The 24,629-nt window shown below is 68.6% G+C and carries 20 protein-coding genes; 10 read left to right on the top strand and 10 right to left on the bottom strand.

Annotated elements, in window-relative coordinates; genetic code table 11:
- Nucleotides 1-23 precede the first annotated feature (23 nt).
- Nucleotides 24-2,381, top strand: a complete 2,358-nt coding sequence (locus tag QQK43_RS10060) for a nitric oxide reductase activation protein NorD (RefSeq protein ID WP_284307652.1) — start codon at nt 24-26, stop codon at nt 2,379-2,381.
- 68 nt (nt 2,382-2,449) lie between these two features.
- On the opposite strand, the gene QQK43_RS10055 is transcribed toward QQK43_RS10060, so the two are convergent.
- The 6 genes from QQK43_RS10055 to QQK43_RS10030 form a co-directional block, all read right to left on the bottom strand.
- Complete coding sequence (locus tag QQK43_RS10055; protein ID WP_284307651.1) at nt 2,450-3,493, bottom strand: aromatic ring-hydroxylating dioxygenase subunit alpha; 1,044 nt, start codon at nt 3,491-3,493, stop codon at nt 2,450-2,452.
- A 126-nt stretch (nt 3,494-3,619) separates the two neighbouring features.
- On the bottom strand, nt 3,620-4,102 hold the full coding sequence (locus QQK43_RS10050; RefSeq protein ID WP_370465255.1) for a MarR family winged helix-turn-helix transcriptional regulator: 483 nt from the start codon (nt 4,100-4,102) through the stop codon (nt 3,620-3,622).
- Nucleotides 4,103-4,248: 146 nt separating this feature from the next.
- The gene (gene creD, locus QQK43_RS10045) at nt 4,249-5,610 is read right to left on the bottom strand and encodes a cell envelope integrity protein CreD (RefSeq protein WP_284307650.1); all 1,362 of its coding nucleotides are present in this window, start codon (nt 5,608-5,610) and stop codon (nt 4,249-4,251) included.
- Between the two features lie 102 nt (nt 5,611-5,712).
- Nucleotides 5,713-7,170: a two-component system sensor histidine kinase CreC gene (gene creC, locus QQK43_RS10040; RefSeq protein ID WP_284307649.1), complete on the bottom strand. Its 1,458-nt coding sequence runs from the start codon at nt 7,168-7,170 to the stop codon at nt 5,713-5,715.
- A 10-nt stretch (nt 7,171-7,180) separates the two neighbouring features.
- A complete protein-coding gene (creB, locus tag QQK43_RS10035) occupies nt 7,181-7,900 on the bottom strand; it encodes a two-component system response regulator CreB (protein WP_284307648.1) in 720 nt (239 codons plus the stop codon).
- 36 nt (nt 7,901-7,936) lie between these two features.
- Complete coding sequence (locus QQK43_RS10030; RefSeq protein ID WP_284307647.1) at nt 7,937-10,288, bottom strand: ATP-dependent DNA helicase; 2,352 nt, start codon at nt 10,286-10,288, stop codon at nt 7,937-7,939.
- 49 nt (nt 10,289-10,337) lie between these two features.
- Between QQK43_RS10030 and QQK43_RS10025 the strand changes: the two genes are divergently transcribed.
- Complete coding sequence (locus QQK43_RS10025) at nt 10,338-11,159, top strand: hypothetical protein (RefSeq protein ID WP_284307646.1); 822 nt, start codon at nt 10,338-10,340, stop codon at nt 11,157-11,159.
- 57 nt (nt 11,160-11,216) lie between these two features.
- Here the strand turns inward: QQK43_RS10025 and QQK43_RS10020 are convergent, their stop codons facing one another.
- The 3 genes from QQK43_RS10020 to QQK43_RS10010 form a co-directional block, all read right to left on the bottom strand.
- Nucleotides 11,217-12,665 (bottom strand): alanine/glycine:cation symporter family protein, encoded by a 1,449-nt coding sequence (locus QQK43_RS10020; protein WP_284307645.1) that lies wholly within the window; start codon nt 12,663-12,665, stop codon nt 11,217-11,219.
- 69 nt (nt 12,666-12,734) lie between these two features.
- Complete coding sequence (locus QQK43_RS10015; RefSeq protein WP_284307644.1) at nt 12,735-13,763, bottom strand: asparaginase domain-containing protein; 1,029 nt, start codon at nt 13,761-13,763, stop codon at nt 12,735-12,737.
- Nucleotides 13,760-14,494 (bottom strand): aspartate/glutamate racemase family protein, encoded by a 735-nt coding sequence (locus QQK43_RS10010; RefSeq protein ID WP_234263709.1) that lies wholly within the window; start codon nt 14,492-14,494, stop codon nt 13,760-13,762. Before QQK43_RS10010 ends, QQK43_RS10015 begins: the two co-directional genes overlap by 4 nt.
- 204 nt (nt 14,495-14,698) lie before the next feature.
- Here QQK43_RS10010 and QQK43_RS10005 point away from each other — a divergent pair, with 204 nt between their 5' ends.
- Nucleotides 14,699-15,547 carry a helix-turn-helix domain-containing protein gene (locus QQK43_RS10005; RefSeq protein WP_284307643.1) on the top strand — a complete coding sequence of 283 codons (849 nt, stop codon included), beginning with the start codon at nt 14,699-14,701 and terminating at the stop codon, nt 15,545-15,547.
- 23 nt (nt 15,548-15,570) lie between these two features.
- Here the strand turns inward: QQK43_RS10005 and msrB are convergent, their stop codons facing one another.
- On the bottom strand, nt 15,571-15,981 hold the full coding sequence (gene msrB, locus QQK43_RS10000) for a peptide-methionine (R)-S-oxide reductase MsrB (RefSeq protein WP_234263707.1): 411 nt from the start codon (nt 15,979-15,981) through the stop codon (nt 15,571-15,573).
- A gap of 206 nt (nt 15,982-16,187) precedes the next feature.
- On the opposite strand from msrB, the gene QQK43_RS09995 reads away from it, so the two are divergent.
- The 7 genes from QQK43_RS09995 (at nt 16,188) to QQK43_RS09965 (ending at nt 24,494) form a co-directional block, all read left to right on the top strand.
- Complete coding sequence (locus QQK43_RS09995; protein ID WP_284307642.1) at nt 16,188-17,831, top strand: 3-(methylthio)propionyl-CoA ligase; 1,644 nt, start codon at nt 16,188-16,190, stop codon at nt 17,829-17,831.
- Between the two features lie 4 nt (nt 17,832-17,835).
- Nucleotides 17,836-19,116 carry an ABC transporter substrate-binding protein gene (locus QQK43_RS09990; RefSeq protein ID WP_284307641.1) on the top strand — a complete coding sequence of 427 codons (1,281 nt, stop codon included), beginning with the start codon at nt 17,836-17,838 and terminating at the stop codon, nt 19,114-19,116.
- A gap of 141 nt (nt 19,117-19,257) precedes the next feature.
- Nucleotides 19,258-20,490, top strand: coding sequence for a branched-chain amino acid ABC transporter substrate-binding protein (locus QQK43_RS09985; RefSeq protein WP_284307640.1), 1,233 nt, complete (start codon nt 19,258-19,260; stop codon nt 20,488-20,490).
- Between the two features lie 141 nt (nt 20,491-20,631).
- Nucleotides 20,632-21,651, top strand: a complete 1,020-nt coding sequence (locus QQK43_RS09980) for a branched-chain amino acid ABC transporter permease (RefSeq protein WP_284307639.1) — start codon at nt 20,632-20,634, stop codon at nt 21,649-21,651.
- Between the two features lie 5 nt (nt 21,652-21,656).
- Nucleotides 21,657-22,943 carry a branched-chain amino acid ABC transporter permease gene (locus tag QQK43_RS09975; RefSeq protein ID WP_284307637.1) on the top strand — a complete coding sequence of 429 codons (1,287 nt, stop codon included), beginning with the start codon at nt 21,657-21,659 and terminating at the stop codon, nt 22,941-22,943.
- Between the two features lie 47 nt (nt 22,944-22,990).
- Nucleotides 22,991-23,785, top strand: coding sequence for an ABC transporter ATP-binding protein (locus QQK43_RS09970; protein ID WP_284307705.1), 795 nt, complete (start codon nt 22,991-22,993; stop codon nt 23,783-23,785).
- Between the two features lie 13 nt (nt 23,786-23,798).
- A complete protein-coding gene (locus tag QQK43_RS09965) occupies nt 23,799-24,494 on the top strand; it encodes an ABC transporter ATP-binding protein (protein ID WP_234263700.1) in 696 nt (231 codons plus the stop codon).
- Nucleotides 24,495-24,629: the final 135 nt, after the last annotated feature.

Here is a 24,629-nt window from a genome sequence, read left to right as displayed (position 1 = left end):
CTTCTCACGAGGACTTGTCTGATATGAGCGTTCATCTTCACGATCACACCGAGTGGGTTGAACAGCTTGGCGATGCCTCGCGCGAGCTGCTGGAGCACAACTGGTCCGACGCCACCAAGGTGTTCTCGGCCCGCGGGCTGGACAACTACGTGAAAGGTGCGGCCGCACTGCGCGGCCTGGGCCGGGGTGACGAACTCGTCAATGCCTGGATAGCCTCTGCGCCGCAGGTGGCCAAAGAAGTGGGCGAAGACGTGGTCGGCGAGCTCGCCACCAGCGCGCTCATGTTCGCGTCCAAGACCTCGGGTTCGGTGATCGAGCTGGTGCTGGCCACCGCGCCCACTGCGGCACGGCGCCTGGCCGATGGCGCGTTGTTCCTGCAGTACCTGCAGTTCCTCAACACCCTGGTGGCGCAGGCGCCGCGTGGTCTGCGACCCATGCTGGGCCAGCTCGACGCGCTGTTCGGCCAGCTCACGCTCGGCGGACTGCGGCGCTGGGCCACCTGGGGCGCGCAGGCGCACCGCACCCACTACGAAGAGCAGGTTGCCTACTTCGGCCTGCAGTCCAAGGAGTCGCTGGCGATGCTGCAGAAGGAGCGCAAGGGCACGCTGCTGGTGGACGTGCAGCGGCGCATCAACATGTATTTGCGCGCCCTCTGGGGACGCGACTTCTTCATGCGGCCCACCGCGGGCGACTTTGAAACGCGCGAGGGCTACCGACCCTTCATCGAGGACCACTTCATCCACTTGCCCGACGCGGTCGACGCGGTCGACGGCAACGCCGGCACGGTCGGCGCCACCGAGCTCTACCGGGCCGCCGCCGCGCACGCGGCCGCGCACGTGGTGTTCACGCGGCAGCCGATCTCGGCCGAGTCGCTGAGCCCCTGGCAGATGGCGGTGATCGGTCTGGTGGAAGACGCGCGCATCGAAGCGCTGACGCTGGCGCGCTTTCCCGGTCTGCGCCCGTTGTGGGCGAACCTGCACACCGCGACCGCCGCGCAGGCGGCCACCGCGGGTGACTGGCTGAACCGCCTGGCACGGGCGCTGATCGATCCGGCGTATGAAGACGCGCACCCCTGGATCGCCCAGGGCCGCGCGCTGCTGGCCGAGGCGCTGCCGCGCATCCAGGTCGACCCGCACGACAACACCGTGTCCTGGGACATCGGCGTGCACCTGGCGCACAGCTACCGCGAGCTGACGCAGGGCCCGGCCTTCCAGCCGCGCACCGACCTGCAGACCGCGGCCTACCGCGACGACAACCGCTACTTCTGGGCCTTCGAGGGCTTCGACTTCGAGCGTTCCATCGCCGCCGGCTACGAGCCGCCGCAGCCCGTGCGCAAGCAGGTCAACCTGATGGCGTTCGTCAACGAACTCGACGTGGAGACGGCGGGCGACGACGCGCAGGAAATCTGGGTGCTGGGCACCGAGCTCTTTCCCTACGAGGACCTGGGCGTGTCCTTCAATGAAAGCGAAGGCCGCGAGCCGGTGCTGCCGCCGGTGCACTATGGCGAGTGGGACCACATGATCCAGCTCGAACGCCCGGCTTGGGCCACGGTGCAGGAGCGCCGGCCCAAGGCGGGTGATGCGACGTTGATTGACGGCATCCTGACCGAACACCGGCGCCTGATCGGGCGCATGAAGTTCATCCTCGACGCCATGCAGCCGCAGGGCGTGCAGCGCATCCGCAAGCTCGAAGACGGCGACGAGATCGACCTGAATGCCGCGCTGGCTTCGCTGACCGAGATGCGCATGGGCCGCCAGCCCGACCCGCGCATCATGATGCGCAGCGTGCGCAAGATCCGCGACATTTCCGTGCTGGTGCTGCTGGACTTGTCCCAGTCCACCAACGACAAGGTGGCGGGCCAGGACCACACCGTGCTCGATCTCACGCGCTCGGCCTGCGCGCTGCTGGCCGATGCCATCCAGAAAGTGGGCGACCCCTTCGCCATCCACGGCTTCTGCTCGGATGGCCGGCACGACGTGAACTACTGGCGCTTCAAGGACTTCGATCAGCCCTACGACGACCTGGCCAAGGCCAGGCTGGCCGGCATGGAGGGGCAGCTGTCCACCCGAATGGGGGCAGCCATCCGCCACGCCACCATTGCGTTGAAGGCGCAGCGCAGCAGCAAGAAGCTGCTGCTGGTCATCACCGACGGCGAACCCGCCGACGTGGATGTGCGCGACCCGCAGTACCTGCGCCACGACACCAGGAAGGCGGTGGAAGAGGCCGGCCGGAACGGCGTGATGACCTACTGCATGAGCCTGGACCCGCGCGCCGACCCCTACGTCAGCCGCATCTTCGGCGCGCGCAATTACCTGGTGGTGGACAAGGTGGAACGGCTGCCGGAGAAGTTGCCGGTGCTGTACGCCGGGCTGACGCGCTGACGGCGTCTGCCGCCGCCACGCCGGCGTGAATGGGGCGGCGGCTTCTTGCGGCCGCCGGTGCTTTGGCGTCAGGCCGCTGCCGGTGCCGCCTGCTCTTCGGCGAGGATGCGGTCGATGATCTTGCGCGACTGCACGCCGCCAGCGTCGATGTTGAGCTTGAGCAGTTTGCGTTCGGGGAAGGCGCTCAGGTTGCGCTGCTGGCGCTCCAGCATCTCCAAGTCTTCCGAGAAGATCTTGCCCTGGCCTTCGCGGATCTGCGCGGTCAGCGCGGCATCACCCGGGTTGAACTTGCGCGCCATGCCCCAGAAGTACCACATGCTGGTGTCGGTCTCGGGCGTGATGAAGTCCACCACCACGCTGTAGACCTTGTGCTCGGGCGGGGCTTCGTAGCCGCCGTGGCCGGCGTGGGCCACGCCAACCTCGATCATGATGTGGCTGGGCGGCGAGAAGCGGCAGACCTGCCAGCGATCGACCGGCACGTCGTCGGCCAGGCCGTTGGCGCGCAGGGCGGCCTGCCAGAAGGGCGGTGCGCTGATGTTCTCCATGAAGCGGCTGGTGATCACGGTGTCACCGTCCACCGTGGTCTTGCACGGGGTTTCGTCGATTTCCTTCTGGCCGATGCTGGATGAGTGCACGTAGGTTTCGTGCGTGAGGTCCATCAGGTTATCGATCATGAGCCGGTAGTCGGCCTTGACGTGGTAGAGCCCGCCGCCGTACGCCCATTCGGGGTGGTCGTGCCATTCCAGGTGCGGCACCTTGGCCGGGTCGGCCAGCGCCTTGTCGCCGGGCCAGACCCAGATGAAGCCGTAGCGCTCCACCACCGGGAAGCTGCGGATGGCCGGGAAACCGCCCACGCGCTGGCCCGGCATGGAAACAGTCTTGCCGTCGCAGCCCATTTCCAGCCCGTGGTAGCCGCACACCAGTTTGCCGTCGCAGACCTTGCCCAGCGACAGCGGCGCGCCGCGGTGCGGGCAGAAGTCTTCCACGGCCGCGACCTGGCCCGGCTGCGGGCGGTAGAACACGATGGCCTGGTTGCAGATGGTGCGGCCCAGGGGCTTGTCGGTGATGTCGTCGGCCGTGCAGGCCACGTACCAGGTGTTGAGGGGGAACATGCGCGTCTCCGTGGGGTTTGTGTGTCGATGACCGGGGTATCGATCTTCATTCAGTATGCTGAATGAAGGCATTCTAAAACCCCGGAAGGCGCCTGAAAAGGCCCTCCGGGGGGAAGAAGACGGGGGTTAACCCTGATCCGCCGGGGGCGTGCCGCCGAGGTGCACGAACTTGCGCAGCAGGCGCAGGAACTCGGCCTGTTCGGCCGGCGTCAGCGGCTGCAGCAGCTGCTGGTACATCGGCGCCACGCGCGGCAGCATGGCGGCCAGCACCGCTTCGCCTTCGGGTGTCAGGTGCAGGGCGCGCTGGCGCCGCGGCAGCAGCTCGCGCACGATCCAGCCCTTGCCTTCGAGCCGGGTGGCGATGTCGGCGGTGGTGGAGGTGTCCAGCGCCACCTTGTCGGCCAGCGTCACCTGGTCGATGCCGGGCGCTTCCTGCAGTGTGCGCAGGATGGCGTACTGCACCGGGGTGACCTGCCGGCCGTGGGTGTCGTGGAATACCGAAACGGCCATCTGGTGGGCGCGGCGGATCAGGTGGCCGGGTTCGCCCTGCAGCGCGAGGTCGCCGGGCGGGGGGGCGTCGGAGATCGGGGCGGGCGGTGTCAGGCTCATGGGCCAGGGATTATCAAGCCCCGCCGGCGCGCCACCCCGCTGCATGCGCCAGGCGCGTTCCAGCGCGCCCATCAACCGTTGCCGATGCTGCCGCGCCTGGCGTGGGCTGCGCGGAGCCAGGTCGGGGGTGGTGGTGTGCACGGCGTTCACCCGGGGTGGTGGGCGGTGGCGGCGGGCCGGGCGTCTGTGCCCATCACGCTGTACCAGTCGAGCCGGCGCGTGGCGACCATGATGGCGGCGAGCACACCGAACAGCAGCAGCGAACCCATCATGAGCGCGTTGTCTTCCGACACCAGGATGCCGTAGAGCACGCCGTACAGCGCGACCAGCATGCCTGCGAGCCCGAGGCCGGCGTGCCAGCCGCCCAGCACGTGGCGCAGGTAGTGGCCGAGCAGGGTGATGCAGGCGCCGCTGGCGGCCAGGTAGGCCAGGGCAAAGGGCATGTGTTCCGAAAGCGAAAGCAGCAGCAGGAAGAACAGCACCATGGCCGAGCCCACCATCAGGTACTGCATGGGGTGGATGCGCCAGCGCTTGACCATCTCCAGCACGAAGAAGGCGGCGAAGGTCAGCAGCACGAACAGCAGGCCGTATTTGGTGGCGCGGTCGGCCAGGCGGTAGGGGTCGACCGGGTCCGACAGCGAGACCCCGAAGGCTTCGACCGCGCCGGCCGGCTCGCGCTGGTGGGTGAGGAACTGCTGCTGTGCCCGCGTCGACAGCGAGGGGATGCGCCAGGTGGCCTCGAAACCGCCTTCGCCCACCTGGCGCTGGCTGGGCAGCAGGTCGCCGTCGAAGCTGGGGTGCGGCCAGGGCGAGCGCAGGTGCACGGTGTTTTCGTGGGCCAGCGGCATCCAGGCGATGCGACCGGTGCCGGCCAGGTGCAGGTCGAGCTGCACCTGCAGCACCGTGTCGGGTGTGGCCGCTGCCGCCGGCAGCAGGCCGGTCAGCGGCAGGGCGGCCGGGCTGTCGGCGGGGGACGGTGTCACGGTCAGGTCCTGGCCGTTGACCCGCAGACGCGGGGCGCTGCGCAGGCCGCGCAGGTCGCTGGTGCCCAGCAGCAGGCGCGGCTGCCCGAGCGTGACCTGGCCCTCGCTGACGCGCGGCCGCACGGGCTGGACGACGAAGCGACCGCGTGCCTGCTGTTCGCTGGTGTAGACCGTGACCGGGAAGATGCCGCGCTGGCGCACCTCGGTGTCGAGGCTGGCATCCACCGCCCAGGTCTGCGGGAACTGGATCGCGACGGCTTCGCGCGTTTTCATCTCGGTGTGTGGCTGGCCGGGCAGGCCCGGTGTGTCCACGCGCACCGGGTAGGTTTCGGTGTAGGGAATGGCCAGCACCGGGCCGGACAGCGTCTGTTCGCCGGCATGCGCGCGGGCGATCTGTTCGACCGCCGCCTGGCGGGTCTGCCGGCGCTCGTCGACGAGGCCGCTGACCGTGGCCAGCGCGGTCGCCAGCAGCGCCGTCAGCAGGCCGATGGCGAGCAGTTTGCTCAGAAGGGGAAATCGGTTCATGGAAGCTCCTGTGAGGGGATGCGTCCATTCTGGAAAGCGCCGCCGAAGCCGTCGCGGAGGCCGTGTGAAACCGGGGCGAAGGCGTGTGAAGCGGGGGTGAAATCAGCGCCCGGCCGGCGGCCGCAGCGGCAGGCGCCAGCGCACCAGGCAGCCCGGCGGCGGCTGCCGGTTGCCCAGGCTCACCTCGCCGCCGTGCAACTGGCAGACCTCGTGCACGAGGCACAGGCCGAGCCCGGAGCTGCGTTCCTGGCCGGCGCCGCGCGGCAGCGAGTAGAAGCGGTCGAAAACCCGCGCCAGCGCGTAGTCGGGAATGCCCGGCCCGCTGTCGGCGAGCGTCCAGACCCAGTGTGCGCCGTCGCGGGCGATGCCGAGGGTCAGCGCACTGTCTTCGGGCGCGAAGTCGATGGCGTTGTCCAGCAGGTTGCGCAGTGCCTGCGCCAGCAGGAAGCGGTTGCCGCGCAGCGGGGCGGCGGCCCACGGCCCGCCGTCGACCCGCAGCCGCTTGGTGCGCAGGCGGGGTTCGAGCGCGTGCAGCGCGTCGTGGGTGAGGGCGGTCAGGTCGACCTCTTCCACGTCGGTCAGCTGCCGCATGTGCTCGACCTCGGCCAGTGTCAGCAGGCGTTCGATGAGCTGCTGCAGCCGGCCGGTCTGGGTCTCGATGTGGTGGGCGAAGCGCTGGCGTTCCGCGTCGGGCAGCGGCTCCTGCAGCAGCTCGGCCGCACCGCGGATGGCGGCCAGCGGGCTCTTGAGTTCGTGCGTCAGCGTGTGCACGTAGTGTTCGACATAGGCCCGGTCTTCCAGCTTCAGGTGCATGCGTTCGAGCGCGCTGGCCAGGTCGGTGAATTCGGTGTTGCCGCTGAGCCGGCCCAGGCGCGGCAGCGGCACGCGCTCGCCGCGCGACACCGCCAGCGCGTAGCCGCGCAGCCGCGACAGCGAACTGGCCAGCCACCAGCTCACCAGCAGGCCCATGACCAGGGTCAGGCCGAGCACGCCCCACGACCAGCGCAGCACGCGGTCCTGGCTGCGCCGGATGTAGGGCTCCAGCGACTGGTTGGGGCGCGAGACCGCGAGCGCGCCGATGATGCGATCGCCATCGCGCACGGGCGCGGCCACGTGCATCACGGTGTCGTTGGGCCGGTCGGCGCTGGCCGGGCTGGAGCGGGCGCCGTATTCGCCGCGCAGCGTGCGGTAGACGTCGTTCCAGCGCGAATGGTCCTGCCCGACGGTCAGGCCCTGCGAGTCGAAGCGCACGATGCCCTGCGCGTCGGTGACCGTGATCCGCAGGTCGACCCGGTCCTTGTCGAAGCCGTGGATGCGGGCCTGCGGGCGGGCGCTGGCCAGCGCCGTCATCGCGTCGGCGAAGGCGCCGTCGCCGATGCGGCCGGCCTTCAGGTCGGGCGCGGCCAGTTGCGCCAGCGCCTGGGCGGTGTCGACCAGGCTGTCTTCCATGGCCAGGCGCGTGCCGGGCTTGATCTCTTCGGTGAAGACGCGCAGCACCACCACGGCCGACAGGCCCAGCACCAGGAAGAAGGCCAGCAGCAGCCGCAGTCCGATGCGCATGGTGGGCCGTTCAGTCCGGCAGGCGGATCGCGTAGCCCATGTGGCGGTGGGTCTGGATCAGCTCGCTCTCCAGCCCGCGTTCGCGCAGCTTGGCGCGCAGCAGCTTGATGTGCGCATCGATGGTGCGCTCGGAGGTGTCGGGCGCGTCGGCCCAGACCAGGTCCATCAGTTCGGCGCGCGTGAAGATGCGCAGCGGCCGGCGCATGAGCGTGGCCAGCAGCAGGTATTCGTAGCGGGTGAGGGCCAGCGGTTCGCCGCGGCAGTGCACGCGCTGCGCCGCTTCGTCGAGCACCAGCGTGCCGGCGGGTGGCGGCGGCGGTGGCACGGGTTCGGGCGGCCGGGCCGGCGGGGCATCGGGGGCCGGCCGGCGCGTGCGCCGCAGGATGGCGCGGATGCGGGCACAGACTTCGCGCGGCGAGAAGGGCTTGGTCACGTAGTCGTCGGCGCCCAGCTCCAGCCCGAGCACGCGGTCGATCTCTTCCGAGCGCGCCGTGAGGAAGACGATGGGCAGTTCGCTGTGGCGCCGGATCTCGCGGCACAGGTCGAAGCTGTTGCCGTCGGGCAGGCCTACGTCGAGCAGGGCCAGGTCGGGCGGCTGCTGCCGGAACGCGGCCAGCGCTTCCTGGACCAGGCGCACGTGCGTGACGCCGAAGCCTTCGCTGCGCAGCACGTAGAGCAGGGTGTCGGCGATGGCCTGCTCGTCTTCGAGCAGCAGGATCTGGGCGGCCATGGGTTCAGCGGGGCAGGGCGGAAGCGGTGCCGGCGATCATACCGACGGGGGGCATTCGGTCACGGCCGGTGGCCACCATGCGGGCAGCAGGCGCCGCACCTCGGCCCGGGTGTAGCGGTCGTCGAGCAGCCAGACGGTGCCGTGGTCGTGTTCGGTCCGGATCACGCGGCCGGCCGCCTGCACCACCTTCTGCAGGCCGGGGAACAGGTAGGTGTAGTCGTGGCCGCGGCCAAAGCGGGCCTGCAGGCGCTGGCGCAACTGCTCGTTGACGGGGCCGACCTGCGGCAGCCCCAGTGTCGCCACGAAGGCGCCGATCAGGCGCTGGCCGGGCAGGTCGATGCCTTCGCCGAAGGCCCCGCCCAGCACGGCAAAGCCGATGCCCTGGCCGTCGGGCTGGAAGCGGGCGATGAAGGCGTTGCGGTCGGGTTCGCTCATGCCGCGGGTCTGGGCCCAGGTGGGCACGTCCGGGTGGCGCTGGCGCAGGCGGTCGAGCGCCTGTTCCAGATAGTCGAAGCTGCTGAAGAAGGCCAGGTAGTTGCCGGGTGCCTCGCGGTACTGGCGGGCGAGAACCTCGGCGATGGGCGTGAGCGAGGCCTGGCGGTGCGACCAGCGGGTCGAGATGGCTGGCGCCACGCGCACCGCGAGCTGATCGGGCGCGAACGGGGCCGGCACGTCGAGGCGGCGGGTGGTGGCCGGCAGGCCCAGCATGTCGGCCACGTAGTCCATGGGCGAGAGCGTGGCCGAAAACAGCGTCGCGGCGGGCGCGGCTTCCCAGCGGCTGGCCAGCAGCGGCGCCGGCACCAGGCAGCGCAGGCTGAGCACCGGTTGCGCGACCCGGGTGCGCGGCGGGCGCGGCCGCAGGCTGGGGGTGAGGTCGCACAGGGCGTGGTCGCCAAAGGTCTCGCTCACGCGCAGGAACTGCAGCGCGTCGAAGTACCAGCGCTGCAGCGGGCTGTCGCCCAGGCCGTCGGCCGGGTGCGTGGCCAGGTGGTCGGCGATCTCGCCGCACAGGGCCTGCAGCGCGGCCATGAAGTCGGCCGGCAGGCCGGGCAGCACCGTGTGGGCGCCCGCAAGCTGCCGGGCCAGGGCGTTCCAGGGCCGGTGCAGGCGCTCGAAGGCCTTGTGCAGGGCTGGTGGCGCGAGCGGGCGCAGGAGCTGGAAATCGGCGGGCTCAAGCGCGGCGCTGTACATGCCGCGGGCGCGCTCGATCAGGTTGTGCGCCTCGTCGATCAGCAGGGCCACGCGCCAGCCCTGCGCCACCGCCAGCCCGTGCCAGTGCGCGCCCAGGTCGAAGAAGTGGTTGTAGTCGCCGACCGCCACGTCGGCCGCGGGCAGCATTTCCTGCCCCAGGTGGTAGGGGCAGATCTGGTGCGCCAGCGCGGTCTCGCGCAGCGCGGCCTGGTCCAGGTGCGGCACGCGCACGGCGGCTTCGCGCGCTGCGGGCAGGCGGTCGTAGAAGCCGCGGGCCAGCGGGCAGGCGTCGCCGTGGCAGGCCTTGTCGGGGTGTTCGCAGGCCTTGTCGCGTGCCACGCGCTCGATCACGCGCAGCGGCGCGGCGGCCGGTCCGGCGCCCGCCGACAGGTGCGCCAGCGCGTCGAGCGCGAGCTGGCGCCCGGTGGTGCGTGCGGTCAGGTAGAACAGCTTGTCGTGCGCGCCGGCCGGCATCGCGCGCAAGGCGCCGAACAGGGTGGCGACGGTCTTGCCGATGCCGGTGGGCGCCTGCGCCATCAGCGGCTGGCCGGCCTTGTGACAGCGGTAGACGGCCGCGGCCAGGTCGCGCTGGCCGGCCCGGAAGCGGGCGAAGGCAAAGGGCAGGGTCTGCAGCCAGGCGTCGCGCGCGCGCCGGTGTGCCTGCTCCTGCCGGGCCCAGCCGCTGTAGCGCTGGCACAGATCGGCAAAGTGGGCCTGCAGCGCGGCGGCATCGTGGGTCTGCACGAGCGGGGTTTCCACCCCGGTGTCGATGTTGAAGTAGATCAGCGCCAGCGTGATCTGCGCCAGCCCCAGTTGTTCGCACAGCATCCAGCCGTAGACCCGCGCCTGCGCCCAATGCAGGGCCTGCACCGCCGGGCCGATGAGGTGGGCGTCGCCCCGGTGGGTCTTGATCTCTTCGAGCCGCCGCGCCGCCGGGTCCCAGCCGTCGGCGCGGCCCTGTACGCGCAGCCCCTGCCAGTGGCTGGCCAGGGGCACTTCGCGCTGGTAGCCCTCGCCCCGGCGGGCCGTGACCGTGCTGTGGCCGGCAATGCCTTCGGCGCCGGTGGGCGACGGGGAAAAGCGCAGGTCCAGGTCGCCGCTGCGGGCAGCGAATTCGCACAGGGCCCGCACGGCCACCGCGCCGAGCGGGGCATCGGCATCGGGTTCCGGGACCAGGGAAGGGGCGGTGGCGGTCAAGGCGGCTCTCGGCTTGTGGCCCGGATGGTACTGGATATATAGTCAGTCCATGGAGTTCGTCGCCCCCGTTCTGACCCGCCAGCACCACCGCCGCCTGCGCGAGATTTACCGCTCCGCGGGCTGGCCCTGCGCCGACATGCTGGAGGTCGAGCTGCTGGCGGCCGGCCTGCTGGAGCGGCGCTGTTCGGACCAGGGACACGAGACCCTGCGCGTGACCGATGCCGGCATCCAACTGCTGGCGCAGGTGTTTGCCGGCAACAAGGCGGCGCGTTCGCCACACGAAACCCTGGTCGAGCAGGTGGCGCAGGCCATGAGCCGCGCGGGCCGGCTGGCCTGGCGCGGGCTGATGCTGCGGGTGCCCTTGCCGCGCGCGCTGCTGGACGGTGAAGCGCAGGCCCCGGTGGTGGCCGAACCCGCGCCGGCCTGGGCCGGGCAGTTGCCCGCGTTCGAGGCCGGCCAGCCGCCATCGGCCACCGAACCGGCGCACGGCTGGTGCATGGCCTGCCCCGATGTGTTTTCGGTCCGCCGTACCTCGGTCGAGGCCTACCTCGAACCCGTGGTGCACGAGATCAAGGTCAGCCGCGCCGATTTGCTGGGCGATCTGAAGAAGCCGGCCAAGCGGGCGGCGTATCTCGCGCTCGCGGGCACCTGCTGGTATGTGCTGGGCCACGACGCGCGCGGCCGGCGCATCGCCGAACCCGAGGAGGTCCCGGCCGAGTGCGGGGTCATGTACGCCCGCGACGGGGCGCTGACCGTGGCGCGCGAGGCGCCCCGGCGCGCGCTGGAGCGTCTGCCGTTCCACGTCTGGATGGCGCTGGCCCAGACCGGCCCCGCCGTGCGGGACGAGGAGCCGCTGCAGGCGACCTTCTGAGCGCAAAAAAAGCCCTGCCGGATGGGCAGGGCTTGGGGGTGCAAGGCTGGTGCGGGGTCAGTGGGAGGTCTGGCGCGGGCGGTTGCGTTCGGGGTCCCAGGCGGTCTTGTCCAGGTCCAGCTCGGGAAAGCGGGCGGCGTCGAACACGGGGCGCTCGTTGCCGGCCTTCAACTGGGCCCGGTAGTCGTTGAGGACCCGGATCGCCACCGGGAACAGCATCAGGATCACGACGAGGTTCACCAGGGCGAGCAGGCCCATCAGCGGATCGGAAAAGAAGAACACCGAGGTCGCGCCCGGTGCGCTGGCACCCAGCAGCACGACGCCGATCACCAGCACGCGCAGCACGTGGATGGCCGCGGGGCGGTTGACGAACTCGACCAGGGCCGTTTCGCCGAGGTAGTAGTTGTACATGATCGAGCTGAACGCAAACAGGAAGACGGCGAAGGTCAGGTAGTACTGGGCCCAGCTGCCCAGGTGGTGCACCAGCGACTGCTGGGTCAGGACCACGCCGCTGACACCTTCGGCCCCGGGCACGTACACGTCGCCCAGCAGGATGACGAAGGCCGTGGCCGAGCAGACCAGGAGGGTGTCGATGAACACCGACAGCGATTGCGTGATGCCCTGGCTGATGGGGTGGTAGACGTCGGCCGTGGCGGCCACGTTGGGCGCCGAACCCAGGCCGGCCTCGTTGGAGAACAGGCCACGGCGCAGGCCCTGGGCCACGGCCGCACCGACGCCGCCGCTGACCGCTTCCTCGAACCCGAAGGCGTTGGCAAAGATCGATCCCAGCACCCGGGGCAGCTCGCCGAGGTTCATGGCGATGATCAGCAGGGCCACGCCGATGTAGCTCAGCGCCATCACGGGCACGATCACGTCGGCCGCCTTGGCAATGCGGTGGATGCCGCCGTAGATGATGAAGCCGGTGATGATGGCCAGCACGCAGCCCGTGACCAGGCGGTCGATGCCGAGGCTGTCGTTGACGGCGCCGGCAATGGTGTTGCCCTGGAAGGCGTTGAAGCCGAAGGCGAACGAGCCGATCAGGCAGATCACATAGACGACGGCCAGCCAGCGGTAGGACTCACCCAGGCCGTGCCGGATGTAGGTGGCGGGGCCGCCCCGGAAGGCGCCGTCGGGCGTGCGCCGTTTGTAGATCTGGGCCAGCGTGCATTCGATCAGGCTGGTGGCCATGCCGACCAGGGCGATCGCCCACATCCAGAACACCGCGCCCGGGCCGCCCAGCGTGATGGCCACGGCGACGCCGGCGATGTTGCCGCCCCCGACCCGGCCGCCGACCGAAATCATCAGCGCCTGCCGGGCGCTGATCTGGTTGGGGTCGGCGGTCTCGTTGCGGGGCCACAGCACGCGGAACATGCGGTCGAAGAACCGGAACTGGACGAACCCGCTCATGAGGGTCATGAACACCCCGAAGATGACCAGAATGGGGATCAGCGACCACCCCCAGGTCAGGTCCTCCAGCAGGGTGAACAGTTTGGTGACGACTTCCATGGCACTTCTCCTACTTCGTTGAAAAACCGGGGTGCCCGCCCGCCAGGGCCGGCGGGTGCGACGGGGGCTTCAGGCCGGGGTGGCCGTGGGCGTGCATTCACCGCACCAGGGGAGGGGGAGTTGCTGGCGGATCCGGTCGGGATCGAACCCCAGCGCCAGCAGGTGGTGCAGCTTGGTCACCGCCGCTTCCAGGGTGAGGTCCAGTCCGCCGATCACGCCGGCCTGGGCCCAGGCCGTGCCGGTGGCGTAGGCCGCGCTTATGCGACCGCGCACACACTGGCTGACGTTGACGATGACGGTGCCCCCGGCGCTGGCCTGTGCCAGCAGCTCCAGAAACCCGGGCAGGGAGACGGGGCCGTTGCCGGCGCCGTAGGACTGCAGCACCAGGCCGCCCAGGGGCGGTGCCAGGAAGCGGCGCAGCCGTTCCACCTGCAGGCCGGGCCACAGGCGCAGGACGGCGACGTCGGCGCGCGCTGGCGGCACGAGCTGGAACGCTTCGGCATCGGGCAGGGGCAGGGCCTGGCCCGGGCCGGTTTCGAGGGCGATGCCGGCGCGCGCCAGCGGGGCGTAGTGCGGCGAGTCGAAGGCGTCCAGTTCGTCGCTCGCGACCTTGGTGGCCCGGTTGCCCCGCATCAGACGGCCATGGAAGAACAGCATCACTTCCGGCAGGGGGTGGTCGGCCGCCAGTTGCAGCGCGCCGATCAGGTGGTTGCGCGCGTCGCTGCGGGCTTCGCCCAGCGGGATCTGCGCCCCGGTGAGGATGACGGGCTTGCGCAGGCCCCGCAGCGCGAACGACAGCGCGGACGCGGTGTAGGCCATCGTGTCGGTGCCGTGGATGACGACGAAGCCGTCGAAAGCGTCGTAGTGCTTGGCGAGGGTCTGGGCGATGGCCAGCCAGTCGGCGGGCAGGGCTTCGGCGCTGTCGATCAGGCGCTCGGTTTCGATCAGCGTCCAGTGCGGCAGCCCGCCCGTGCCGGTGGCGGGCAGGTGCCGGGCCAGGGCCTGCTGCAGCCCACGATCCGGCACGTACCCGGCGGCCGAGCGCACCATGCCCAGCGTGCCGCCGGTGTAGAGCAGCCCGATGCGGCGCGCGCTCATGGCTGCATCCCGCCGGGCGGCGGTGTCAGGGAGCGGCGGGCCAGCGCCAGCGCCAGCAGGTCGGTCACGTCGATGGTGCGCAGGCGCTCGCTGTGGAAAGGGATCAGGGGCAGTTCGGTACAGGCCAGCAGCGCGGTGTCGGCGGCCAGGCCGTCGAGCAGCCGGCCGAAGCGTTCGACGATGTCGGGGGCGTCGCCGCCCCGGTGCTTCACGTCGTAGATGATCCGGTGCAGCGCGTCCAGGTCGGCCGGCACCTCGATCTGCGCGGTGCGCGGCAGGTGCCGGTAGGCCGACCAGGGGCCCAGGTCCATCACCGGCCGGGCGCCCAGCAAGGCCACCCGCGACAGGCGCTGTTCGACCAGGTAGTCGCGGGCCACGTCGGCCATGGACACCAGTTGCGCGGGCAGGTTCAGGCCGGCCAGCGCCTCGGCATAGTGGTTGAGCGTGTTGCAGGCAATGCCGTAGTGGTCCACATGGGCGGCCAGCGCCGTGGCGGTGCGCCGCATCGCGGCCCAGACCTCGGCATCGTGGGTGGCCAGCTCCATGGACAGTCCCAGGGAGGGGACCGAGAAGATCACCACCTCGGGCGCGTCGAGGTCGCCCCGGTAGGCCTCGCCCAGCAACTGGCGGTTGGCGCGCAGGATCTTGTTCCAGAGGTCCACACCGGCCTCGGGGCCGGAGCCGGTGATGATGCCGATGCGGCTGCGAGCGGGACGGGGGGCAAGGGACATGCGCGGCGGCTCCGGGGAAAAAAAGGCGGGTTTCGGGGGGGGGGGGACGGCGCAATTTAAGGCGTCCGTTCTGCGGACGCAATTGCGCTGCCCGCGCAGCAATGGCGCTGACTGGTGCTAAGCTGGCGCCAAGTAGCGCCATGGCCGCCCGGATGGCGGCCCGGGTGTCCCCCAGAGCTGTGGCACGGCCACGGGAGCAGCGCCATGCAGACCGGTTCTCGCGACCACCACACCCCCGACGACTTCTGCCGCAATCTGCGGCTGGCGTGCAGCTTTCACCCCTCCATCGCGCAGGTGTGCCGGCGGCTCGACCTGAACCGCGCCCAGTTCAACAAGTACCTGAGCGGCGCGGCCAGACCGTCGGCGCACACCCTGCTGCGCATCGGCGACTTTTTCGGGCTGGAGTCGCACGAAATGCTGCTGCCCCACAGCCGCTTCGCCCAACTGCTGAGCCTGCGTCCGGCGCGGCCCGCCCGGCCGACCGAGGCGGACGATCCGCTGGCCCGCCACCTGGAAGGGCTGCGGCGGCGTTCGCGCGGCAGCCTCGACAAATACCTGGGCTACTACTTCGAGTACTACCACTCGATGGCCTTCCCCGGGTACGTGCTGCGCAGCCTGTTCGTGCTGTACCGGCAGGGCGATGACGTCTGCTACCGCCGCATGGAGCGGCTGAGCCACCTGGGGCAGCCGGCCAGCGGCTTTCGCTGCCGTTACCTGGGGGTGGCGCTGCTGCTGAACGAACGCATCATCCTGATTGACTACGAATCGCTCACCAGCAACGAGGTGACGGAGACCATCCTGTACCCGACCTACAAGAGCCGCGTGAACAGCCTCACGGGGCTGAAGATCGGGGTGTCAGCCGCCGACCGTCGCGAGCCGGCCTGTGCCCGCGTGGTGCTGCAGTTCCTGGGCCAGCGCATCCACGTGCGCGGGGCCTTGCGGCAGTGTGGTCTGCTGCCGCCCGATCCGGCGTTGATCGGGGCCGACGTGCTCAGTCGCATCGACAACCGCGGCACCGACGGCCAGCACCATTTTCTGGGGCTGCCTTATTGAATGCGGCTGGCCGGCGTCGCCGCTCATTCCGGCAGGTGCTCCAGCGCTGCCGAGTTCATGCAGTAGCGCAGGCCGGTGGGTGTGGGGCCGTCTTCGAACACGTGGCCCAGGTGGGCGCCGCACTGGCTGCACACGGTCTCGGTGCGCACCATGCCGTGGCTGCGGTCGACGATCTCGGTGATGGCGCCCGGGACGGCCTTCCAGAAGCTGGGCCAGCCGCAGCCGGCGTCGAACTTGGTGCCGGCATCGAACAGGTGGTTGCCGCAGCAGATGCAGTGGTAGCTGCCGTCGGCCCAGACGGCTTCGTACTTGCCCGTGAACGGGCGTTCGGTGTGTGCGTGGCGGGTGACCGCGAAGGCCGACGGCTCGGCACCTTTTTCGGCCAGGACGGCCTGCCATTCGGCATCGGTTTTCTGGATGGGGTAGTCGCTCATGGGGGCTCCTGGAAAAGGGGCGCCGGCCGCGGCCGGTGGCTTCGGTGCATTGTCTCTCCGGTGATCCGGGCGCGGTGGCCGCGGGGATATAGGGGGAGCCCCGGCTGGGAAGCCGGGGCCGAATCGGGCATGATGTGGGGTGTTCTGCGAACGACCGTTCGTTTTTCGGTTTCCACCTTTTTTCATAGATCACAGGAGATGCTCCCATGCTGGGACAGATGCAAAGCCAGCCGTTGTTGATTTCGAGCCTGATCGTTCACGCGGATCGCCATCACCACACCACGGAAATCGTGTCCCGCCGGGTGGAGGGTGACATCCACCGCACCACCTGGGGCGGTGTGGCCCGGCGTGCGCGCCAGATCGCCAACGCGCTCGACGCCCTGCACCTGGGCTTTGGCGAGCGCGTCGGCACGCTGGCCTGGAACGGCTACCGCCACCTGGAGCTGTATTTCGGTGTCAGCGGCTCGGGCCGTGTGCTGCACACCATCAACCCGCGCCTGCATCCCGAACAGCTGGCCTGGATCGTCAACCACGCCGACGACCGCGCCCTGTGTTTCGACATGAGCTTCCTGCCGCTGGTGCAGGCCATCTGGAGCAAGTGCCCGGGGGTCAAGCACTGGATCGCGCTGTGCGACGCCGACAAGCTGCCCGAAGGCAGCGGCATCCCCGGTCTGCAGAGCTACGAGGCCTGGGTCGATGCCCAGCCGGACACCTACACCTGGCCGGAGTTCGACGAAAACTGTGCCTCCAGCCTGTGCTACACCAGCGGCACCACGGGCAACCCCAAGGGCGCCGTGTACTCGCACCGCTCCACGCTGCTGCACGCCTACGGTGCGGCGCTGCCCGACGCGCTGGGCTGCTCGGCACGCGACGCCATCCTGCCGGTGGTGCCGATGTTCCACGTCAACGCCTGGGGCCTGCCGTATTCGGCGGCGGCCGTGGGCAGCAAGCTGGTGTTCCCGGGCCCGGCGCTGGACGGCAAGTCGGTGTACGAACTCATTGAAGGCGAGCAGGTGTCCATGGCCGCCGGCGTGCCCACCGTGTGGCAGATGCTGCTCGGCCACGTGCAGGGCAACGGCCTGAAGTTCAGCACGCTCAAGCGCACCGTGATCGGTGGCTCGGCCTGCCCGCCGGCCATGATCTCGGCCTTCAACGACCAGTACGGCGTCGAGGTGCTGCACGCCTGGGGCATGACCGAGATGTCGCCGCTGGGCACAGTCTGCACGCTCAAGAACGCGCAACTGGCCCTGCCGTCCGAAGAGCAACTGAAGGTGCGCCTCAAGCAGGGCCGCAGCGTCTACGGTGTCGACATGAAGATCGTCAACGACGCTGGCGAGGAACTGCCCTGGGACGGCAAGGCCTACGGCGACCTGCTGGTGCGCGGCCCCTGGATCATCGCCAGCTACTTCAAGGGCGAGGGCGGTGATCCGCTACAGTACGACGCGGCCGGCCGCGGCTGGTTCCCCACCGGCGACGTGGCCACCATCGACGCCGACGGCTTCATGCAGATCACCGACCGCAGCAAGGACGTGATCAAGTCCGGCGGCGAATGGATCAGCTCCATCGACGTGGAAAACATCGCCATGGCGCACCCGGGCGTGGCCATGGCCGCCTGCATCGGCATGAAGCACCCCAAGTGGGACGAGCGGCCCATCGTGGTGGTGGTGAAGAAGCCGGGTGCCGAAGTCACGCGCGAGGAGTTGCTGCACTTCTACGACGGCAAGATTGCCAAGTGGCAGATCCCGGACGACGTGGTCTTCGTCGACGCGATTCCGTTGGGCGCAACCGGCAAGATGCAGAAGATGACGCTGCGGCAGCAACTGGCCGACTACCGCCTGCCGGGGCTCTGACACCATGCCACTGCCGGCACCGCTGAGCCGCAGGCGGTTGCTGGCCTGGCTGGCATCGGGCCTGCCGGCGGCCGGCATCGCGGGGCTCGGCGGCGTGGCGCCGGGGGTAAGGGCCCAGGCCCGCCGGGAAGTCCGGCTGGCGTTCATCGATCCCCTGTCGGGGCCCGCTGGTGACATCGGCCGCAACAGCCTGCGAAGCTGGCAGTTTCTGGCCGAAAAACTGGGCGGCAACGCCCATCCCGCGGGGCTGCAACTGCGGGTGGCGGGTTTCGACAACAAGGCCTCGCCGCAGGAGAGCCTGAACGCCCTGAAGGCCGCCATCGACCACGGCTTCCGCTACATCGTGCAGGGCAATGGATCGGGCGTCTCGGCGGCCCTGTCGGAGGCCATCGTCCGGCACAACGGGCGCTTTCCCCGGCAACAGGTGCTGCTGATCAACTACGCCGCGATGGACCCGGCCCTGACCAGCGAACGGTGCACCCCCTGGCACTTCCGGGTCGATGCCGACACCGCGATGAAGATGCGCGCGATGACCCGCTTCATCGCCGGGCATACCGAATGGCGGCGCATCTATCTCATCAACCAGAATTACGCGCACGGCCAGCAGTTCTCGCGCTGGTTCCGCACCGAGATGGCGCACCAGTCGGCCTATGTCGAGGTGGTCGGCGACGAGCTGCATCCGCCGTTTGCCCGGCAGGATTTCGGTCCCTATGTGGACCGCTGCTTGGCCTCGGGGGCCCAGGCGCTGGCGACCGGCAACTGGGGTGTCGACATGCTGGGCCTGGTCAAGGCCCTGCACCAGCGCGGGGCCTGCATTCCGCTGTTCGGCTACTACCCCTCACTCAACGGCACACCCGCCGCGCTGGCCGCAGGCGGCGAGCGCTTGCCGGTGTACCAGGTGGCCACCGGGCACACCAACCTGCCCGGTCCCATGAGGCCCCTGGCGGCGGAGTTCCGGCGGCGTTATGGCGAGGACCTGGTGGTGCATGCGGCCTACGACGGTGTGCGCATGCTGCTGCAGGCCATGCACGATGCCGCGTCCACCGATGTCGAGAGGGTGGGGGTGCGGCTGGAGAACCTGGTGTTCGAAGGGTTCAACGGGCCGGTGCGCATGCGGGCGCAGGATCACCAGTTGCAGACCGGGCTGTTCATCTCGCGCTGGCAGCACACCGATGCGGCCCATCCGGTGGGGGCCGAAGGCACGGACTACACCTTTGCACCGGTGGCGTATCTGGCGCCCGAGCAGGCCAGTGTCGGCACGGCGTGCCGCATGCTCCGCGGCTGAAACGGCGCGCATATAGTGCTACGGATGTGCGAGCGCAGTCGCCTGCGCGATAGGTGCTAGGGGCAATCCCTGAGTAGGTCTGCGCGGACTCCCGGTACGCTGACTGCTTCCTTACTCAACCTCGATGCAGGAGACAAGCCCGTGAAATTCGCCTACAAGTCCATCGCCGTTGCCGCGCTCGCACTCACGCTCTCCAGCGCCTTCGCCCAGAAGGGCGAAACGGTCAAGATCGCGCTGATCGATCCGCAGACGGGCCTGATGGGGCCGCTGGGTCTGAACCAGATGAAGAGCTGGCAGTTCTTCGCCGACAAGTTCACTGCCAGCAACCCGTCGGGTGTGAAGTTCGAGATCGTGGCGTTCGACAACAAGCTGAGTCCGGCCGAGAGTCTCAACGCCTTCAAGGCCGCGCTGGACCAGGGCATCCGCTACGTGGCCCAGGGCAACGGGTCGTCGGTGGCTGGCGCTCTGATCGATGCCATCAACAAGCACAACGAGCGCAATCCGGGCAAGGAGGTGGTGTTTCTGAACTATGCGGCTGTCGATCCCGACTTCACCAACAGCAAGTGCAGCTACTGGCACTTCCGCTTCGACGCCGACACCTCCATGAAGCTCGAAGCGATGACGACCTTCATGAAGGACCAGAAGGATGTGCAGAAGGTCTATCTGCTCAATCAGAACTATTCGCACGGCCATCAGGTGGCCAAGTTCGCCAAGGAGAATCTGGCGCGCAAGCGGCCCGACGTGCAGATCGTCGGCGAGGACTTGCACCCGCTGGCCCAGGTGCGTGATTTCGCACCCTACATCGCCAAGATCAAGGCCTCGGGCGCCGACACGGTGATCACGGGCAACTGGGGCTCGGACCTGGCGCTGCTGATCAAGGCCGCCAACGAAGGGGGCTACAACGGCAAGTTCTACACCTACTACACGGGGGTGACCGGCACGCCGACCGCCCTTGGCACCGGGGGAGCCGGCAAGGTCTATCAGGTGGCCTACTCACACTACAACATGGGTGGCCAGATGGGCCAGTGGATGGCTGACTTCAAGGCCAAGTACAACGACGACATGTTCACCGGCGCCGTGCCCTCGGCGTTCAACGTGCTCAGTGCCGCCATCGCCAAGGCCAAGTCCACCGACCCGGTGAAGGTGGCCGCTGCCATGGAAGGCCTGAAGGTCAACAACTACAACGGCGAGGTCGAGATGCGCAAGACCGACCACCAACTGCAGCAGCCGCTGTACCTGACCGTCTGGCAGAAGGCCGATGCCAAGTACCCGTACAGCCCGGAGAACACCGGCATGACGCTGGCACCGGTCAAGGAATTCCCTTCCTACGTGTCCAGCACGCCCACCAGCTGCCAGATGAAGCGTCCGGGCTGAAGGCGGTTTGACAGGGACCCCGGGTTATCGTCGGGGCGTTGTCAAGGGGGCCGCTGGGCGGCCGCCGAATACCGATGACACCGTCTGATAAGCGGTGTCATCTTTTTTGCCGGCGATGCCGGCGCGTGAAAGGCTTTGCTCATGGAGTTCTTCATCATCTCCATGCTCAACGGGGTGAGCTACGGCTTGCTGCTGTTCATGTTGAGCTCGGGGTTGACGCTCATCTTCAGCATGATGGGTGTGCTCAACTTCGCCCACGCCAGTTTCTACATGGTGGGCGCGTACATCGGCTACACAGCCTCGCAGACGCTGGGCTTCTGGCCGGCGCTGGTGGTGGCCCCTGTCGCGGTGGGGGTGCTGGGGGCGTTGTTCGAGCGGCTGAGCCTGCGCAAGGTCCACAAGTTCGGCCATGTGCCCGAGTTGCTGGTGACCTTCGGCCTTTCCTACATCATCCTGGAACTGGTGCAGCTCATCTGGGGCCGCACGGCGGTGGAGTTCCCGCCGCCCGAGCTGCTGCGTGGACCGGCGTTCACGCTGGTCCACCACGCCAACGATTCGATCCAGTTGGTGTGGGGGGCCGCACGCGATGCGTGCAGCGTGGAAGGGGCACTGTGCTCGCCGTTCCCGGCCACGCGCGCCTTCATGATGGCGGTGGCCGTGCTGATGCTGGTGGCGCTGTGGCTGCTGCTGACGCGCACGCGCATCGGCCTGGTGATCCAGGCGGCACTCTCGCACCCGGAGATGGTGGAGGCGCTGGGCCACAACGTGCCGCGTGTGTTCATGCTGGTGTTCGGCGTGGGGACGGCGCTGGCCGGCCTGGCGGGGGTGATCGGCGGCAGCACGTTCGTGACGGAACCGGCCATGGCGGCCACCGTCGGTTCGGTGATCTTCGTCGTGGTGGTGGTGGGGGGCATGGGCTCGCTGCCCGGCGCCTTCCTGGCTTCGCTGCTGATCGGGGTGATCCAGACCTTCGCGGTCGGCATGGACCATTCGTTCGTGAGCGTCGCGCAGCAACTGGGTGTGCAGCTCTCCGAAGGCCTGCAGAACAACTCCGTGCTGCGACTGACGTTGTCGCAGGTGGCGCCCATCCTGCCCTACCTGTTCCTGGTGCTCATCCTCATCTTCCGGCCCAAGGGCCTGCTGGGGACCCGGGAGACCTGAACGCCATGAAGTACTACCAATTCAAACCCCTGAACGTCGGCCGCTGGGTCATCTGGTCGCTGTTTGCGCTCGTGCTGCTGGTGTCGCCCAAGCTGTTCACCAGCAACCTGTCGGTGACCATGCTGTCGCAGATGGGCATCGCCATCATCGCCTGCCTGTCCTACAACATCCTGCTGGGGCAGGGCGGCATGCTCAGCTTCGGCCATGCGGTGTATTCGGGCCTGGGCTCGTACATGGCGATCCACGCGCTCAACAGCGTCTCGGCGGGCGATCTGGCGATCCCGGTGAGCCTGATCCCCATCGTGGGTGGTCTGGCGGGGCTGTTCTTCTCGATGCTGTTCGGCTACGTGACCACCAAGAAGGCTGGCACCACCTTCGCCATGATCACGCTCGGCATGGCCGAGCTGGTGTTCGCCATGTCGCTCATGTTTTCGGAGTTCTTCGGCGGCGAGGCCGGCGTTTCCGGCGACCGGGTGGCGGGCCAGCCCTTCATGGGCATCACCTACGGCCCGGCCGTGCAGGTGTACTACCTCATCGCCGTCTACACCTTCGTGTGCGTGGCGCTGATGTATGCCTTCACCCGCACGCCGCTGGGCCGCATCCTGAACGCGGTGCGCGACAACCCGGAGCGCGTGGAGTTCATCGGCTACAACACCCAGATGGTGCGTTACCTGGCGTTCATGATTGCCGGCTTCTTCGCCGGCATCGCGGGCGGTCTGGCGAGCATCAACTTCGAGATCGTGACCGCCGAAGTGGTGGGGCCGGTGCGTTCGGGCGGCTACCTGCTGTTCACCTTCCTGGGCGGTGCCACCTTCTTCTTCGGTCCCATCATCGGCGGCGTGCTGATGGTGCTGGCTTCGGTGCTGCTCTCCGAGCTGACCAAGGCCTGGCTGCTCTACCTGGGCCTGGTGTTCCTGTTCATGGTGATGTACGCGCCTGGCGGCATCGCCAGCCTGATCATGATGAACCTGCGCGTGGCCTCGTTCGGGCGCCTGCGCGAGGTGTGGGTCTCGTACCTGGTGCTGGGGGTGGGGGCCGTGCTCGTTCTGCTGGGGGCCGGGTCGATGATCGAGATGATCTACCACCTCAAGCTCGACGCCGCGATGGGTGACACCATCAAGTACCTCGGCATGGAACTGCACGTGCGCTCGGCGGGCACCTGGTTCGGCGCGCTGTTCGCCACCCTCACCAGCCTCGGAGTGTTCGAGCTGGCGCGGCGCCAGTTCCGCGCCCAGTGGTCGGCCATCCAGGCCGACATCGAGAAAGAAATCAAGCGACGGGAGACGGAATGAGCACGGCAATGCCCCCCACCGCAGAGAGCCAGCGGTTTGAACAGGCGATGAGCCACGTCCACGCGGGCGGGTTCGCGCTGGAATTGCGCGACCTGCGCAAGAGCTTCGGCAAGACCGAGATCATCCGCGGCGCCAATCTGGCGGTGCGCTCCGGCGAGCGCGTGGCCATCATCGGCCCCAACGGCGCTGGCAAGTCCACGCTGTTCAACCTGATCTCGGGCCGCTTCGCCCCCACCAGCGGCGACGTGCTGCTCAACGGTGCGCGCATCAACGGCAAGAAGCCTTTCGAGATCAACCGCCTGGGCCTTTCGCGCAGCTTCCAGATCACCAACATCTTCCCCAAGCTCAGCGTGTTCGAGAACCTGCGCTGCGGCGTGCTCTGGAGCCTGGGCTACCGCTACACGCTGTTCCGCTTCCTGGCCGGCATGGACGATGCCAACCAGCGGGCCGAAGAGCTGATGCAGATGATCCGCCTCGACAAGAAGCGCGACACCCTGGCGATGAACCTCACCTACGCCGAGCAGCGCGCGCTGGAGATCGGCATCACCATCGCTGGCGGAGCCAACGTGATCCTGCTCGACGAGCCCACGGCGGGCATGAGCAAGAGCGAGACCAGCCGCTTCATCGAGCTGATCCGCGAGGTCACGGTGGGCAAGACGCTGCTGACCGTGGAGCACGACATGGGCGTGGTGTTCGGCCTGGCCGACAAGATCGCGGTGGTGGTCTACGGCGAGGTGATCGCGTTCGACACGCCGGAAGCCGTGCGCGCCAATCCCAAGGTCCAGGAGGCCTACCTGGGTTCGGTGCTGGCCGACCAGCAGGCGGCCGAAGCCGGCCATTGAAGGAGGAATGGGGATGCTGAAAATCGAAAACCTCCATGCCTACTACGGCAAGAGCCACGTGCTGCATGGCGTGAGCTTCGACGTGGGCTCCGGCGAGATCGTGGCCCTGCTGGGACGCAACGGCTCGGGCCGATCGACCACGGCCAAGGCCATCATGGGGCTGGTGGATTGCGAAGGCACCATCGACTGGAAGGGCAAGGCCATCGCCGGGCGCAAGCCGTTCGAAGTGGCGCACCTGGGCATCGGCTACGTACCGGAAAACCGCGACATCTTTCCCAAGCTCACGGTGCACCAGAACCTGCTGCTGGGGCAGAAGGGCAGCGGCAAAGACTCGCGCTGGAACTTTGACGACATGTACGCCATGTTCCCGCGCCTGAAGGAGCGGCAGCACACCGAAGCGGGCGTGCTCTCGGGCGGCGAGCAGCAGATGCTGACCCTGTGCCGAACCCTGATGGGGGACCCGGACCTGATCATCATCGACGAGCCGACCGAAGGGCTGGCGCCGAAGATCGTGGAACTGGTGGGCGAATACCTGCAGAAGCTCAAGGCGCGCGGCATTTCGGTGCTGCTGATCGAGCAGAAGCTGACCATCGCCATGGCCATTTCCGACCGTGCGCTGGTCATGGGCCACGGCAGCATCGTCTTCCAGGGCACGCCCGACAGCCTGCGCGCCGATCCTTACACGCGCAAGGAGTGGCTGGAGGTCTAGATGTGATGTCTCAATAGGTTGTTCACCCGGAAGGGTCTGGGAGACTGGAGTTACGACGCTTCAGAACTCTCAGAGGAATCCCCCCGGATGAACAGCCACAAGAATGCCAGAACCACCTTCGAAGGACGCAAGTTG

Source organism: Hydrogenophaga electricum, from assembly GCF_030160815.1.
Classification (GTDB): Bacteria; Pseudomonadota; Gammaproteobacteria; order Burkholderiales; family Burkholderiaceae_C; genus Hydrogenophaga; species Hydrogenophaga electricum.
This window is presented reverse-complemented; position numbering and strand designations above follow the sequence as displayed.